Consider the following 14,747-nt stretch of genomic DNA (forward strand, 5'->3'; position numbering starts at 1 on the left):
CACCCGTGGCACACCGGCCGTCGCCGGGGTCAGCAGACCGTCAGGTCCAGGCGAGCAGCGCCGCCTCCGGATCGGCCAGGAAGTCCCCGACGTCGCGGAGGAACTTCGAGCCGAGCTCACCGTCGATGATCCGGTGGTCGAAGGAGAGGCCCAGGGTGGTGACCAGGCGCGGCTTCACCTTGCCCTTGTGCACCCACGGCATCTCCCGCACCGCCCCGAAGGCCAGGATCGCGGATTCGCCCGGGGGCAGAATCGGCGTACCGGTGTCGACGCCGAAGACGCCGACGTTGGTGATGGTCAGCGTCCCGCCGGACATGTCGGCCGGGGAGGTGCGGCCGGCCTTCGCCGTCTGCACCAACTCGGTCAGCGCGTCCGCCAGCTCGCGCAGCGACAGCCGGCCGGCGTCCTTGACGTTCGGCACGATCAGGCCGCGCTCGGTGGCCGCCGCGATGCCCAGGTTGACGTAGTCCTTGACCACGATCTCGTCGCCGGCCCAGGTCGAGTTGACCATCGGGTGGCGCTTGACCGCCAGCAGCACCGCCTTGGCGACCAGCAGCAGCGGGGAGACCCGCACCTCGCGCCACTCGCGCCGCCCGCGGAGCCGGTCCAGCGCCTTCATCGCCCGGGTCACGTCGACGGTCAGGAACTCCGTCACGTGCGGGGCGGTGAACGCCGAGCGGGACATGTTCTCGGCGGTGAGCTTGCGTACCCCCTTGACCGGGATGCGCTGCTCGCGGTCCGCGCCGAAGCTCGCGGGCGTCGCGCCCGGTGCCGCGACCGTCAGCGGCTCGGCCGCCGCCGGGGCCGAGGCCGACCGCTGTACGTCCTCCCGGGTGATCGAGCCCAGCGGACCCGAGCCGGTCAGCGTGGTCAGGTCGACGCCGAGGTCCTTGGCGAGCTTGCGAACCGGCGGCTTGGCCAGCACGAGCCCACCGGACCGGCCGGCGCCGTTGACCACCGGCGCGGGCGACGCCGGGACGACCGGCGCGGCCTGCACCGGCACGGCCTGGGCCGGGGCGGCCTGGGCGGCCGCTGCCTGCGTCGGGATGCCGCCCTTGCGCGGGCGACGCTTCGCCGCCGTCGTGCGCGGGCCGTAACCGACCAGTACGGCGGTACGCCCACCCGGGGCGGGACCGCCGATCAGGCCCGGCTCGACCATGCCCTCCTCGGGCGCGATCTCGACGGCGGCCAGCGAGGCCGCCGACGGGGTCGGCCGGCTCGTCGACTCGTCGATCGGCCCGGCGCCCGGGTCGGTGTCGATCGCGATGATCGGGGTGCCGACCTCGACGGTGGTGCCCTCCGGGTGGAAGATCGCCTGCACCTGGCCGGCCCACTTCGCCGGGATCTCGACGGCCGCCTTGGCGGTCTCCACCTCGACGATCGGCTGGTTCAGCTCGATGACGTCACCCACCTTGACCAGCCAGGCGAGGATCTCGCCCTCGGTCAGGCCCTCGCCCAGGTCGGGGAGGTTGAACTCCTTGATCCGTGACATGCCACTCACCAGCCGAAGGTGCGGTCGACGGCGTCGAGCACCCGGTCGAGGTCGGGCAGGTACTCCTCCTCGACCCGGGCAGCCGGGTAGGGGGTGTCGTAGCCGGTGACCCGCAGCACCGGGGACTCCAGGGAGTAGAAGCACTCCTCGGTGATCCTGGCCGCGATCTCGGCGCCGAGGCCCAGGTTGCCCGGGGCCTCGTGGACGACCACGCAGCGGCCGGTGCGCCGCACCGACGCGTACGCGGCGGACAGGTCCAGCGGGGAGAGCGAGCGCAGGTCGATGACCTCCAACTCCCGGCCGTCCTCGGCGGCGGCGGTGGCCGCGTCCAGGGCGGTCCGCACCATCGGGCCGTACGCCAGCACGGTGGCGTCGGTGCCCGGCCGGGCGACCCGGGCGGCGTGCAGCGGGTACGCCTCGGACAGCGGGGCGTCCAGCTCGACCGGGCCCTTCTCCCAGTAGCGCCGCTTGGGCTCCAGGAACACGATCGGGTCGTCCGAGGCGATGGCCTGCTGGATCATCGAGTACGCGTCCTGCGGGTTCGCGCAGGTCACCACCTTCAGGCCGGCGGTGTGCGCGAAGTACGCCTCGGGCGACTCGGAGTGGTGCTCGACCGCGCCGATGCCACCGCCGTACGGGATCCGGATGACCATCGGGATCCGGACCTTGCCCTGCGAGCGGTAGTGCAGCTTCGCCACCTGCGACACGATCTGGTCGTACGCCGGGTAGACGAAGCCGTCGAACTGGATCTCGCAGACCGGCCGGAAGCCCCGGATGGCCAGGCCGACCGCGGTGCCGATGATGCCGGACTCGGCGAGCGGAGTGTCGATCACCCGCTGGTCGCCGAAGTCCTTCTGGAGGCCGTCGGTGATCCGGAACACACCGCCGAGCTTGCCGACGTCCTCGCCCATGATGACGACCTTCGGGTCGTTCTCCATGGCCTTGCGCAGACCGGTGTTGAGTGCCTTGCCGAGGGTGAGGGTCTCCGTGGCCATCAGTGCGCGCTCCCCTCAAACGATGCCAGGTACTTGCTGAACTGCTCCCGCTGCTCGTCGAGCTCGGGCGACCCGTTCGGGTAGACGTGGTCGAACATGGTCACCGGCGCGGGGTCGGGCATGGCGAGCACCCGCTCGCGCAGGTGCACCGACTCGGCGCGGGCCTGCTCGTCGACCTCGGCGAAGAAGCCCGCGTCGGCGATCTTCTGCTTCTCCAGGAACGCCTTCATCCGGGCGATCGGGTCCTTGGCCTGCCAGGCCTCGACCTCGCTGGCGATCCGGTAGCGGGTGGGGTCGTCGGAGGTGGTGTGCGCCCCCATCCGGTAGGTGTACGCCTCGATCAGGCTCGGCCCCTGGCCGTGCCGCGCGTTGTCCAGCGCGTGCCGGGTCACCGCGTACGACGCGAGCACGTCGTTGCCGTCCACCCGGACGCCGGGGAAGCCGAAGCCGCCCGCCCGCTTGTACAGCGGGACCCGGGTCTGCCGCTCCAGCGGCTCCGAGATGGCGTACTGGTTGTTCTGGCAGAAGAAGACCAGCGGGGCGTTGAAGACGCTGGCCCAGACGAACGACTCGTTGACGTCGCCCTGGCTGGTGGCGCCGTCACCGAAGAACGCGATCACCGCCTCGCCGTCGTCGCCGCCGGTCTTGCCGTCCATGGCGACGCCCATCGCGTACCCGGCCGCGTGCAGGGTCTGCGCCCCGATGACGATCGTGTACATGTTGAACTTGAACTCGTTCGGGTCCCAGCCGCCCTGGTCGACGCCGCGGAACAGGCCGAGCGGCATGATCGGGTCGATGCCCCGGCAGTAGAGGACGCCGTGCTCCCGGTAGGTCGGGAAGGCCATGTCCTGCGTACGCAGCGCCCGGCCGGCGCCGACCTGCGCCGCCTCCTGGCCCAGCAGGCTGGCCCAGAGGCCCAGCTCGCCCTGGCGCTGCAGGGCCGTGGCCTCGGCGTCGAGCTTGCGGACCAGCACGAGGTCGCGGTAGAGCCCGCGGTACTCCTCGTCGGTGAAGTCAACGCGGTACTCGGTCCCGTCCGGGCCGAGTGCGCTCTCGATCCGCTCGCCCTCGGGTGTGAGTAGCTGTACGAGTTCCAGCTCGCCTGCCACGGCGGCACGCTTCGAACGGGGTGCGGCCCGCCGGCCGCGGCTGGTGACCCCGGGGTCGCCCTTTGCCATCCGTCTCTCCCTGTCTGGTCTGCGCCGGCTCCGGGGGTGACCCGTGCCGCGCGCGCATCATGCGCCGCCCGGCTCGAGCCGGGCTGGTCCTGGCGCCGCGCCTAGCCCCGGTGAGGGTTGCCGCGCGGCGTGAGCCGGGTCATGAAGCAACCCGGCCCGGGAGCGCCGGCGCCGTTCCGCACCAGCCGCAGGATGCGCGGAGGTGGCGGCTGCTTTGCCGTCGTGCCTGAATGATTGCAGAGGAGGTGAGGGGTCCCACAGTATGGCCTCCCCTGCCCGGGGTGTTCCGTCTGGTTCGCGACGTATCGAGGTTTTGTCGCTTGAGTCGCACTCGACGACGGACAAGTGGTGTGTCGACACGCTGTGGCGTCTGGTGAACTGAAGGTCACTGGGTCAAGCTGACTGGTGTCCGGTTAGGCCAATTTTGTCCGGGAAGCCGGTCGGGTCGACGTACGAGGAGAGTGTTGCCGGTGTCCGAGCCAGCAGGAGGTCCCGGCACGCCCATTCTCGGTCGTGACCCCGCAGTGCCCGGGAGCGGCTACCGCCGGCTGATCGGGGCCCACCGGGCACCCGGGGCGGGCGGCTCGAGCCGCGGCTACCTCGTCACCGTCGCGCTGCTCGCCGGCACCGCGTCCATGCCCATCCTGGCCGCGATCAGCACCGGGTCGGCCACCATGGGCAACAGCGCCCTGCCGGACGCCAGCACCCCGTTCATCCCGACTCCCTCGATCGGCCCGGTGGTGCTTCCACTACCCGAAGGGGCCCAGCCCCCGGCCCTGCCCAGCCGGACCCCCGTCGCCACCGGCCGCCCGTGGTCCGCGCCGGCACCCTCCGACAACCGGGGCCTCGGCTCGCGCCGGCGGTCCTGGCCGGCCGTGCCGGTGTTTACCCGCAGCCCCGTCCGCACCACACCGAACGCCTCGCCGCGCCCGCCCCGGGCCCCCTCGCCGTCGCCGTCGGCCTCGCCCTCGCCCTCGGCCTCCGGGTCCGCCACGCCGGGCCCGTCACCGCGCCCCACGGGCGACCCGACCAGCACCTACTCCGATCCGGCGAGCGATCCCCCGAGCAGCACCAGCCCGGAGCCCATCCCGACCGGCTCCCCCGGCTCACCGCCACCAGCGGTGCCCGTGGTCCTGCCCAGCCCGTCGCCCCAGCTCGCGCCCGTTCCGGCCGGCACTGGGGAAGCCACGGGTACGAGCCCGCGGACCGGCGTGGCCCTCGGGTGAGGCGGGCTCAGGCCGGGTCGTCGGTGAGGCGGTGCCGGTTGGCCTCGATCCAGGCGTCCAGCGCGGCCGGGTCGTCCGGGTCGACGCCGTCGGCCATCAGTTGGGCGACCGCCGCCGTCGCCGGGCTGCGTCGCTCGCCGGTGCTGTAGAGCCGGGCGAACTCGGGGACCATCTCCTCGATCGCCTCGTCCGTTCGGCGGGCCGCCGCCGCCGGCAGCCCTCGCTGGTGGGCCGCGTACGCCGCCCAGCCGCGCAGCACCCGGGGAAGCAGCGCGGCGTCGTCCATGTCCAGCACGGCCCGGCGGTGCACCCAGTCGAGCAGGAACAGTTCGGCGACCGTCGGACTCCAGCGCATCGGGTCGGCGTCCGGGAAGCTGGCCGCGTGGTCGAGCAGCAGGCCCAGGCAGAAGTGCAGCGAGGCCAGCTCCGCGTCGGGTATCGCGTCCAGGCCGAACCGGGCCGCCTCCGGCGAGCCGAGGAAGGCCCGGACCAGCCGGGTCCGCTCCTCGTCGGTGGGCGGCGGGACGTCCTGGGCCCCGGCGGCGACGGCCCGGCCGGGCAGGACGGACAGCCGCGCGCCGACCAACGCTCGGTCGGTGGCCAGCGAGCCCTGGGCGGGCAGCTCACCGAGGTCGTCGGTGACCCCCAGGTGGCGGCTCACCTCCGCGTGCATCCGGGCCGGGTCCTCCGTCCGGAACCAGGTGAACTCGTCCTCGGTGCAGATCTCCCGGGCCTGCTCGACGATGCGCCCGGCCGGCCCGCCGACGAAGACGTCCTTGGTGATGCCGATGTTGTGGTCGACCAGGGCCACCACGGCGTGCTCCGGCCCGCCCTCGGCGTCGTCGTAGGCGAAGGTGGCCAGGTAGGAGGTCTGGTCGCCGTAGACGTCCCCGTACGCCCAGGCGCCGGTGAGGTGCACCCGCCCGAGCTGCCCCGCCCAGGCCGGGGCGTACACCCCGGGGCGGATCCGGGCGGCGCCCTCGGCGTCCGGCACCAGCGTGGCGAAGACGGCGCGGATGGTGGTGGCGGCGGCGCTGCGCCGGCGGGACGTGGCGGCGAGGAACCCGGCCACGAACTCGCGGACCGCGGTCTCCCGGTCGGCATCGGCGACGGCGTAGACGCTGCCCAGCAGTGCGGCGCCGAGCATCTCCGCGTCGAGGGCGGAGTCGAGCCTCGTCACGTCGCGAGCGGCGTGCAGCACCGCCTCGTAAGGAGTCTGTGGCGTGACCATGCACCGACCCTACGCCGCTCGGCCGCCGCCGGCACCGGTCAGCGTGCCGGGCTCAGCGCGAGGTGGCCTCCCGCAGCGCCTCCCGGGCCTCGGCGTAACGGGCCAGCACCGCCCAGACCGGATCCAGCACGTACTTCTCGCCGACGCTGCCCACGGAGGTCGTCAGCCGGCGTTCGGCCCGCTGCCGGGCGCGCCGCGCCGCCCACCGGATCACCGGCCGGGCCAACGCCGCGACCAGCAGCCCGGCGAGCAGGCCGCCGAGGAGCAGCAGGGTCGGCCAGGGCGCCTCGCCGAGCCGCGGATTCTCCAGCGGCGGCAGACCGAGCGCGCGGAGCACGTAGCCGAGCACCAGCCAGCCCAGCCCGGCCGCCGCCGCGACGGTGACCAGCCACTGGAGGAGGCCGACCACCCGCCACCAGGCGGGCCGCCGCTCCAGGCCCAGGTCGGTGGCGGCCACCGCGTGATCCAGCGCGTCCGGCAGGTCGGCCAGCCGGGACCGGGCCGCGGCGGTCACCGCGGCTGGCCAGGGCGCCGGCAGGTCGACGGCGGAGCGGTCGGCGACCGCGCGGATGGCCAGGTTGAGCGCCGAGCGCTGCGCGGCGGTGGGATCGGGTACGGAGGTCGCCGCGACCAGGCTCTCCGCCGGCGCGTCGGCGCCGCCGGAGAGGTGCAGCCGGCGCAGCGGATCCGGTCGGAGTTTCCGCCAGCCGCGGACCAGCGGCCAGCCGGTCGTCCCGACGGCCCGGTGCCGGTACGCGGCCTCCACCGCCTCGGCCACCGTGGGCACCCCGGCCGCCCCGGCCAGCGCCGAGGTGAGTTCCCGCGCCGACGCGTCACCCGGGCCGGTACGGGGTGCCTCCGGCCCGACCAGCGGTTCCAGCCCGGCCACCACGGTGTCCACGTCGCCGGCCAGCCGGCGCAGGGCGGCCCGCCGCTCGGCGACCGTACGCTCCAACTCGGCGCGGAGCCCCTTCGACCCGGCCGGGTCCACGGCGACGGTGGGCAGCAGCGGCACCCCCTCGAGCCCGTCGGCGTCGAGCAGCCGGCGCAGGTCGCCGAGGACCCGGGGCAGCTCGGCCGGGGGCAGCCGGTCGGCCTGGTTGAGCACGACCACCGTGACGTCCTTGTGCCGGTGGAACTCGCGCAGGTAGCTGGTGTGAATCACGCGGTCGGCGTACTTCTGCGGGTCGACCACCCAGACCACCAGGTCGACCAGGCCGATCAGCCGGTCCACCTCCAGCCGGTGGCTGCGCTGCACCGAGTCGAAGTCGGGAAGGTCCAGCAGGACCAGCCCGTGCAGCGCCGACTCGTCGTCGCCGTCGAGCGCGCTCTCCCGGACGAACCGGTGCCGGGGCAGCACCCCGAGCCAGTCGAGCAGCCGGGACGCGCCGTCCAGCGGCCCCCATACGCAGGCGTACGCCACCCCGGTGGTGGGGCGGCGTACGCCGACCGGGGAAAGGTCCAGCCGGGCCAGGGCGTTGAACAGGCTCGACTTGCCGCTGCCGGTCGCCCCGGCCAGGGCGACGACGGTGTGGTGCCCGGAGAGGGCGAGCCGGGTGCCGGCCCGCTCGACCACGGTGTGCGCGGCGACCAGCTGGGCGTCGGGCACCTGGCCGTCCACCGCCGCAAGGAAGCGCTGGACGGCCTGCAGACGCGCGATCAGGGCGTCCGGATCGCTCACCGCGGCCCTCCGGAGGAAAGGAGGGGCCCCCTGTTAACGCCTCCGGTAGAGAAGGGAACCCTTCTCACCCCGGCCGGAAACAGCGCGGCGGATCGGCGTAGCTGTGGCGCGTTCATCGGCGGCCATCCTGGTCGGGGGCCGGCAGCACCGGGCCGCCGGCGCGGGACAGGCCGCAGCGGTGCCGGGCCTTCTCCACGTCGGTGGCCGCCCGGCGCAGGTCGGCGCTGGTCTCGGAAGCCGGCCGGGCGGCCCCGGTGCGGGCGAGGAACCGTGCCGTCTCCTCCGCCAGCAGCCTGCCGATCCGGTCGAGCAGGTCACTCCGGGCCTTGTTGGCGAGACTGCGGACCGCCTGGTCCCCGAAGAGCGCCTGGAGGACCGCCTGCCCGGCGACCGCGGTGCCGGCGCCGGTGGCGACCTCCAGCCCGGTCGGGATGAAGGCGGTGGAGGCGAAGACCGCGATCATGACCGCCAGGCCGGTGGCGTTGACCGCGTACGCGGCCGTGCGCGCCACGAAACGGCGGTTGCCGCCCTCGACCCGGACCAGTTCCAGCACCCCTCGCTGCCAGTCCCGGACCAGCCGCTCGGCGCGTTCGGCCAGGTCGGCAGAGGGGCGGGCGAGCTCCGGTGCGAGCAGCTCCGCACCGGCCGGATGCGCCTTCCACCCGGTGTACGTGTGCTCCGCCGCCTCGGCGGTCACCCCGCGCAGCAGCGTCACGAGCTGGGACTCGATCGCCGTACGCAGCTCGGCGGCGGGGGCTGGACGCCCGGTCACCTTGGCAACCACCCGGTCACGCAGCCGGCCGATCCGCGCCTCCAGGGTGCGGAAGAACTCGCCGGTGCCGACGAGCTCCTGCCAGCGGGCCAGCACCTCGCCGCGAAGCAGCCGGCCGTCCTTGAGCCCCTGGTCGACGGTTCGCTCCGCCGCCCGGTACGCCGCCCGTACCCGCTCGTCCAGCGCGTCGGCAGCGGCCACCTGCTCGTCGGCGGCGTCGGCCAGCCCCGCCACGGCGGGGTGCAGGGCGGCCAGCGCGCCGTCGAGGGTCTGCCGGACCACGGCGGACCGGGCGTCGGCGTCCGCGGCGAGCCGGGCGAACCAGGCGCTCAGCGGGGCGGTGACCCGGTCGGGGAGCAGCCCCTGCCCGTCGACCCAGGTCTCGGGCAGCACGAAGAGCGGCGCGGCGGCCAGGTCCTGGGCGGCGAGCATCTCGGACAGGTGGGCGGCGATCTCGTCGGCCGCTTCCGGGGGCACCCGGTCCAGGACCATGGCGATCACCGTGCCGCGGGCCCGGGCGCCGCGCAGCAGCTCCCAGGGGACGGCGTCGGCGTACCGGGCGGCGGTGGTGACGAAGAGCCAGAGGTCGGCGGCGGCCAGCAGTTGCCCGGCGAGCGCCCGGTTGGCGTCGACCACCGAGTCGATGTCGGGCGCGTCGAGGAAGGCCAGCCCGGCCGGCAGCGCGGGGGCGGTGACCAGTTGCAGGGTGCCCGGGTCCTCGGTCGGCTCGTTCGTCCGGGTCAGGCCGGGCAGCAGGTCGCCCTGCCGGAACCAGGCGGCGTCGGCCGGGTTGCAGACCAGCACCGGCGAGCGGGTGGTGGGGCGCAACACCCCGGCGGCGCTCACCCGCGCCTGGACCAGGCTGTTGACCAGCGTCGACTTGCCCGCGCCGGTCGAGCCGCCGACCACCACTAGCAGCGGGGCGTCGAGGCGGGCGAGCCGGGGCAGCAGATAGTCGTCGAGCTGGTGGGTGAGGCCGGCGGCGGCGCGCCGGGCCGGCTCCGCCGAGGGCAGGGCCAGCGGGTACCGGACCGCCCCGATCGCGGCCCGCAGGCCGGCGAGCGCGGCGGGCAGGCTCTCCGCGCTGCCGACGGGCAGGTCGTCGCACCCGGCATCGGGTCCATTGCGGGCTGCGACGGCGGGCGTGCCGGAATCGGTGGCGGAATCGCCATGCGTCGTCACGGCTAAAGCCTGCCCGACCGAGGCAAGCGAAGACAACCGGACAGTAATACCACCTCAGGTTGCGTCGGGTCGACTCAACCCCGACTTGCGGTTTGCGACGGGCATGGCACTATTGAGTCCGGTTCACTCAACTTGTGGTGCGGTCGCTGCGGGCGACCCGCCGGGCAGGCCCGTTGACCTGCTCATCCGTTACGAAGCGAGGAAGCGAACATGGCACGTGCGGTCGGCATCGACCTCGGCACGACGAACTCCTGCGTCAGCGTTCTCGAGGGCGGTGAGCCCACCGTCATCGCCAACGCTGAGGGCTCGCGGACGACCCCCTCGATCGTCGCGTTCGCCCGCAACGGCGAGGTGCTCGTCGGTGAGGTCGCCAAGCGCCAGGCGGTAACCAACCCGGACCGGACCATCCGGTCGGTCAAGCGCGAGGTCGGCACCAACTGGACCGTCGACATCGACGGCAAGAAGTACACCCCGCAGGAGATCTCGGCCCGCACGCTGATGAAGCTCAAGCGGGACGCCGAGGCGTACCTGGGCGAGCAGATCACCGACGCGGTGATCACCGTCCCCGCCTACTTCAACGACAGCCAGCGCCAGGCCACCAAGGAGGCCGGTGAGATCGCCGGCTTCAACGTGCTGCGGATCGTCAACGAGCCGACCGGGGCCGCCCTGGCGTACGGCCTCGACAAGGGCTCCAAGGAGCAGACCGTCCTGGTCTTCGACCTGGGTGGCGGCACCTTCGACGTGTCGCTGCTCGAGCTGGCCGAGGGCGTCATCGAGGTCAAGTCCACCAGCGGTGACAACCACCTCGGTGGTGACGACTGGGACCAGCGGATCATCGACCACCTGGTGAAGACCTTCCGCGGCGAGCACGGCATCGACCTGTCGCAGGACAAGATGGCCATGCAGCGGCTCAAGGAGGCGGCCGAGAAGGCCAAGATCGAGCTGTCCGCCGCCACCACCTCCAACATCAACCTGCCGTACATCACCGCCGGCTCGGCGGGCCCGCTGCACCTCGACGTGACCCTGAGCCGCGCCGAGTTCCAGCGCATGACGCAGGACCTGCTGGACCGCTGCAAGGTCCCGTTCGAGCAGGCCGTGAAGGACGCCGGGATCAAGATCTCGGACGTCGACCACGTCATCCTGGTCGGCGGCTCGACCCGTATGCCCGCCGTGACCGACCTGGTCAAGCAGCTCACCGGCAAGGAGCCCAACAAGGGCGTGAACCCGGACGAGGTCGTGGCCGTCGGCGCCGCCCTGCAGGCCGGCGTGCTCAAGGGTGAGGTCAAGGACGTCCTGCTGCTCGACGTGACCCCGCTGAGCCTGGGCATCGAGACCAAGGGCGGCATCTTCACCAAGCTCATCGAGCGCAACACCACCATCCCGACCAAGCGCTCCGAGGTCTTCACCACCGCCGACGACAACCAGCCGTCGGTGCTGATCCAGGTGTTCCAGGGCGAGCGGGAGATCGCGGCCTACAACAAGAAGCTCGGCACCTTCGAGCTGACCGGCCTCCCGCCGGCGCCGCGCGGCGTGCCGCAGATCGAGGTCACGTTCGACATCGACGCCAACGGCATCGTCAACGTGCACGCCAAGGACCTGGGCACCGGCAAGGAACAGAAGATGACGATCACCGGCGGCTCGTCGCTGCCGAAGGACGACATCGAGCGGATGCGCCGGGACGCCGAGGAGCACGCCGAGGAGGACAAGCGCCGGCGCGGCGACGCGGAGACCCGCAACCTGGCCGAGGCGCTCCAGTGGCAGACCGAGAAGTTCCTCGCCGAGAGCGGCGACAAGCTGCCCAGCGAGAACCGCGACCAGCTCAACGAGGCCCTCGGCGAACTGCGCAGCGCGCTCGGTGGCCAGGACGTCGACAAGATCAAGGCCGCGCACGAGAAGCTGGCGCAGGTCTCCCAGCAGGCCGGCTCGCTGCTCTACTCGCAGCAGCAGGGCGAGCAGGCTGGGCCGGGCGCGACCGGGCCGGGCGCGGGTGCGACCGGTGGCGCGCAGGCCGGCGGCCCGCAGGCCGGCGGGGCCGACGACGTGGTCGACGCGGAGATCGTGGACGAGGACAAGAAGTGACGTTCGGTCCCGGACACGTACGCACGGCGGAGGGATGAGGTAACCGCATGACGGAGAAGCCACGAGCCGCCGACCCGGGTGCCACCGGGTCGGCGCGGGGTGGGTCCGCCGACGCCGGGCAGGGCGAGGAGCCGCGGGTCGTCATCCGTGACAGGCGCAAGATCGGCAAGGTCGGCAAGACCGGCGACCGCGCCGCGGCCGCTCCCGCGGCGCCCGACGCGGCAGCCGACGCACCAGCCGAGGGTCTGGTCGAGGAGACCGAGGTCGTGGTCGACGAGATCGAGACCGAGGCCCCGGTTTCCGGCCCGCCCGTGGTTGACGCCCCGGCCGAGCGGACCGAGGAGTCGGCCCAGCCGGAGGCGCCGCTCGGCGCCGAGCTGGAGACGGTCCGGGCCGACCTGGACGAGCGGACCCGTGACCTGCAGCGGGTTACGGCCGAGTACGCCAACTACCGCAAGCGGGTCGACCGGGACCGCAGCCTGGTCCAGGAGCAGGCGATCGGCACCGTGCTGACCGCGCTGCTGCCGATCCTCGACGACCTGGACCGGGCCCGCGAGCACGGCGACCTGGTGGGCGGGTTCGGCTCGGTGGCCGAGCAGCTCACCACCGCGCTGGGCAAGTTCGGCCTGGCCGCGTTCGGCGAGCAGGGCGACCCGTTCGACCCGACCCGGCACGAGGCGGTGGCCCACCAGACCTCCGCCGACGTGACCGAACCGACCTGCGTGCAGGTCATGCGCCGGGGTTACCAGCTCGGTGAACGGCTGCTGCGGCCGGCTCTGGTCGCGGTCGCCGACCCGGAGTAGTGCCGACCCGTGACGTCCCGCCCGCCCGGACCGGGCGGGCGGGACGACGGGGGAACGTCCCGTGGAAGGGGGTGGACCGGTGAGTTCCAAGGACTGGATTGAGAAGGATTTCTACGCCGCGCTGGGCGTGGAGAAGTCCGCCTCCTCGGACGAGATCAAGAAGTCGTACCGGAAGCTGGCCCGGGAGTCGCACCCGGACCACAACCCCGGTGACCCGAAGGCCGAGGAGCGGTTCAAGGCCGTCTCCGAGGCGTACGCCGTGCTCGGCGATGAGAAGAAGCGCCGCGAGTACGACGAGATGCGGTCGCTGTTCGGCTCGGGCGCGTTCCGCCGTAACGCTCGCGGCGGCGGCCAACCGGGTGGCGTGCCGTTCGACGTCTCCGACCTGTTCGGTGGGGCGGCCGGCGGTGAGGCCCGGTTCGGGGGCGGTGGCCTGGGTGACCTGTTCAGTTCGATCTTCACCGGCGGCGGTGCCGGCGGCGCGGGCCGCGCGCGTGGGCCGGCGCGCGGCCGGGACATCGAGGCCGAGGTGGCCCTCGACTTCTCTGACGCGGTACGCGGGGTGACCGTTCCGCTGACGCTACGCGCGCCCGGGGTCTGCGACACCTGCCACGGCACCGGAGCCAAGCCCGGCACCCAGCCGAAGGCCTGCCCGATCTGCCACGGCGCCGGGGTGACCACCCGTAACCAGGGGTCGTTCAGCTTCTCCGAGCCGTGCCGCAACTGTCAGGGCGTCGGCACGATCGTCGAGGAGAAGTGCCCGGAGTGCCGCGGCACCGGCGGGGTCACCAAGACCCGTACGCTGAACGTCCGCTTCCCGGCCGGGGTCGCCGACGGCCAGCGCATCCGGCTGGCCGGCCGGGGTGAGCCCGGTGAGCGGGGTGGGCCGGCGGGTGACCTGTTCGTCCACGTGAAGGTCCGGCCGGACGAGCTGTTCGGGCGTACCGGGGACGATCTGACCCTGACCGTGCCGATCACCTTCGCGGAGGCGGTGCTCGGCATCGACCTGCGGGTGCCGACCCTGGACGGCACAGTGACCCTCCGGGTACCACCGGGTACACCGAGCGGCCGGGTGCTGCGGGCCCGGGGCAAGGGAGTCGTACGCAAGGACGGCCGCGTCGGGGACCTGCTGGTCACCCTCGATGTGGTGGTCCCGGCGAAGGTGTCGGACGAGGCGCGGGCGGCGCTGGAGGCGTTCGCGGAGCAGACCTCGCCCGCCGCGCGGGAACATCTCGATGCGCGGGTGCGTCGGTTCAGTTGACCGGGTGAAAGGCAGCGGAGGTGGGCGGGATGTCGCAGGAGTTCGTCGGCTCGGGTGACCCTGCCTACGAGGCCAAGGTCCTGATGATCTCGGTGGCGGCGCGGATGGCGGGGATGCACCCGCAGACCCTGCGCCAGTACGACCGGCTGGGCCTGGTGCAGCCCGGCCGGGCAGCTGGCGGCGGCCGCCGGTACAGCGTCCGGGACGTTGTGCTGCTCCGGGAGGTGCAGCGGCTCAGCCAGGACGACGGGATCAACCTGGCCGGGGTCAAGCGGATCATCGGTTTGGAACGGCTGCTGGAGGAGGCCCAGCAGCGGGTGGCCCGGCTGGAGGCGGAGCTGGACGCCGCCTATCGCCGGATCGCGGAGCTGGAGTCGCTGGGTGGCTTCCCGCGCGGCGACCTCGTACCCACCAACCGCACCTCGACGGCGTTGGTCGTCTGGCGACCCCGCCGCACCGGCGACCGCTGACTCCGCGGGGCGCTGCGATTTGGGGAAGCTCGGCGCGGGATCTGCCCGACCCGCTAACCTGTGAATCAGGCCCAACCAGCGCAATCCGGACTCCGAACCTGGCAGGGGGAGCCATGGCGGAATCGGCGAAGAAGGTGGCGCAGGAGGCGGAGGACCGGCTGGAGAAGGTGGCCGAGAACATCCGCGAGCGATTCGATCGAATCATCAAGAGTGGCTTCACAGACAAGATCAGAGAAGGTCGCTTCGCCGACCAGATGGACCAGGGCGTCGACCGGGCCAGAGCCGACGAGCGGCTCCAGAAGCAGGGCGGATCGCCGAGCTGACGATCCGTCGACGAACGGGCCGGGACCCACGGGGGGTCCCGGCCCGTTCGCCGT

The 14,747-nt window shown here is 73.1% G+C and carries 13 protein-coding genes; 5 read left to right on the forward strand and 8 right to left on the reverse strand.

Annotation, left to right across the window (positions count from 1 at the left end; translation table 11 throughout):
* Positions 1 to 40: 40 nt before the first annotated feature.
* The 8 genes from ACNAW0_RS22680 to ACNAW0_RS22715 all read right to left on the reverse strand — a co-directional run bounded on the left by ACNAW0_RS22680 (position 41) and on the right by ACNAW0_RS22715 (position 9,757).
* The gene (locus tag ACNAW0_RS22680; protein WP_416289985.1) at positions 41 to 1,492 is read right to left on the reverse strand and encodes a dihydrolipoamide acetyltransferase family protein; all 1,452 of its coding nucleotides are present in this window, start codon (positions 1,490 to 1,492) and stop codon (positions 41 to 43) included.
* A 5-nt stretch (positions 1,493 to 1,497) separates the two neighbouring features.
* Complete coding sequence (locus ACNAW0_RS22685) at positions 1,498 to 2,487, reverse strand: alpha-ketoacid dehydrogenase subunit beta (protein WP_416289971.1); 990 nt, start codon at positions 2,485 to 2,487, stop codon at positions 1,498 to 1,500.
* Positions 2,487 to 3,665, reverse strand: a complete 1,179-nt coding sequence (gene pdhA, locus ACNAW0_RS22690) for a pyruvate dehydrogenase (acetyl-transferring) E1 component subunit alpha (protein WP_416289972.1) — start codon at positions 3,663 to 3,665, stop codon at positions 2,487 to 2,489. The genes ACNAW0_RS22685 and pdhA overlap by 1 nt, the downstream gene beginning before the upstream one ends.
* Before the next feature lie 595 nt (positions 3,666 to 4,260).
* Positions 4,261 to 4,659, reverse strand: a complete 399-nt coding sequence (locus ACNAW0_RS22695; protein ID WP_416289973.1) for a hypothetical protein — start codon at positions 4,657 to 4,659, stop codon at positions 4,261 to 4,263.
* A gap of 42 nt (positions 4,660 to 4,701) precedes the next feature.
* A complete protein-coding gene (locus ACNAW0_RS22700; protein WP_416289974.1) occupies positions 4,702 to 4,854 on the reverse strand; it encodes a hypothetical protein in 153 nt (50 codons plus the stop codon).
* A 44-nt stretch (positions 4,855 to 4,898) separates the two neighbouring features.
* Positions 4,899 to 6,122 carry a hypothetical protein gene (locus ACNAW0_RS22705; RefSeq protein ID WP_416289975.1) on the reverse strand — a complete coding sequence of 408 codons (1,224 nt, stop codon included), beginning with the start codon at positions 6,120 to 6,122 and terminating at the stop codon, positions 4,899 to 4,901.
* 52 nt (positions 6,123 to 6,174) lie between these two features.
* A complete protein-coding gene (locus tag ACNAW0_RS22710) occupies positions 6,175 to 7,803 on the reverse strand; it encodes a GTPase (protein ID WP_416289976.1) in 1,629 nt (542 codons plus the stop codon).
* Between the two features lie 112 nt (positions 7,804 to 7,915).
* Positions 7,916 to 9,757, reverse strand: coding sequence for an ABC transporter (locus ACNAW0_RS22715; RefSeq protein WP_416289977.1), 1,842 nt, complete (start codon positions 9,755 to 9,757; stop codon positions 7,916 to 7,918).
* A 210-nt stretch (positions 9,758 to 9,967) separates the two neighbouring features.
* Here ACNAW0_RS22715 and dnaK point away from each other — a divergent pair, with 210 nt between their 5' ends.
* The 5 genes from dnaK (at position 9,968) to ACNAW0_RS22740 (ending at position 14,693) form a co-directional block, all read left to right on the forward strand.
* Positions 9,968 to 11,836 (forward strand): molecular chaperone DnaK, encoded by a 1,869-nt coding sequence (gene dnaK, locus ACNAW0_RS22720; RefSeq protein ID WP_416289978.1) that lies wholly within the window; start codon positions 9,968 to 9,970, stop codon positions 11,834 to 11,836.
* 47 nt (positions 11,837 to 11,883) lie between these two features.
* Positions 11,884 to 12,639, forward strand: a complete 756-nt coding sequence (gene grpE / locus ACNAW0_RS22725; protein ID WP_416289980.1) for a nucleotide exchange factor GrpE — start codon at positions 11,884 to 11,886, stop codon at positions 12,637 to 12,639.
* A 79-nt stretch (positions 12,640 to 12,718) separates the two neighbouring features.
* Positions 12,719 to 13,900: a molecular chaperone DnaJ gene (gene dnaJ, locus ACNAW0_RS22730; RefSeq protein WP_416289981.1), complete on the forward strand. Its 1,182-nt coding sequence runs from the start codon at positions 12,719 to 12,721 to the stop codon at positions 13,898 to 13,900.
* 29 nt (positions 13,901 to 13,929) lie between these two features.
* Positions 13,930 to 14,370, forward strand: coding sequence for a heat shock protein transcriptional repressor HspR (locus ACNAW0_RS22735; protein ID WP_416289982.1), 441 nt, complete (start codon positions 13,930 to 13,932; stop codon positions 14,368 to 14,370).
* A gap of 113 nt (positions 14,371 to 14,483) precedes the next feature.
* Positions 14,484 to 14,693: a hypothetical protein gene (locus tag ACNAW0_RS22740; protein WP_416289983.1), complete on the forward strand. Its 210-nt coding sequence runs from the start codon at positions 14,484 to 14,486 to the stop codon at positions 14,691 to 14,693.
* Positions 14,694 to 14,747 lie beyond the last annotated feature (54 nt).

The organism is Micromonospora sp. SL1-18, assembly GCF_047921505.1.
Classification (GTDB): domain Bacteria; phylum Actinomycetota; class Actinomycetes; order Mycobacteriales; family Micromonosporaceae; genus Micromonospora.

Excerpts from the sequence above, each read along its gene's own strand:
- pdhA (WP_416289972.1), bottom strand. The coding sequence starts at position 3,665 with ATGGCAAAGGGCGACCCCGGGGTCACCAGCCGCGGCCGGCGGGCCGCA.
- ACNAW0_RS22705 (WP_416289975.1), bottom strand. The coding sequence starts at position 6,122 with ATGGTCACGCCACAGACTCCTTACGAGGCGGTGCTGCACGCCGCTCGC.
- ACNAW0_RS22685 (WP_416289971.1), bottom strand. The coding sequence starts at position 2,487 with ATGGCCACGGAGACCCTCACCCTCGGCAAGGCACTCAACACCGGTCTG.
- grpE (WP_416289980.1), top strand. The coding sequence starts at position 11,884 with ATGACGGAGAAGCCACGAGCCGCCGACCCGGGTGCCACCGGGTCGGCG.
- ACNAW0_RS22680 (WP_416289985.1), bottom strand. The coding sequence starts at position 1,492 with ATGTCACGGATCAAGGAGTTCAACCTCCCCGACCTGGGCGAGGGCCTG.
- ACNAW0_RS22735 (WP_416289982.1), top strand. The coding sequence starts at position 13,930 with ATGTCGCAGGAGTTCGTCGGCTCGGGTGACCCTGCCTACGAGGCCAAG.
- dnaK (WP_416289978.1), top strand. The coding sequence starts at position 9,968 with ATGGCACGTGCGGTCGGCATCGACCTCGGCACGACGAACTCCTGCGTC.
- ACNAW0_RS22740 (WP_416289983.1), top strand. The coding sequence starts at position 14,484 with ATGGCGGAATCGGCGAAGAAGGTGGCGCAGGAGGCGGAGGACCGGCTG.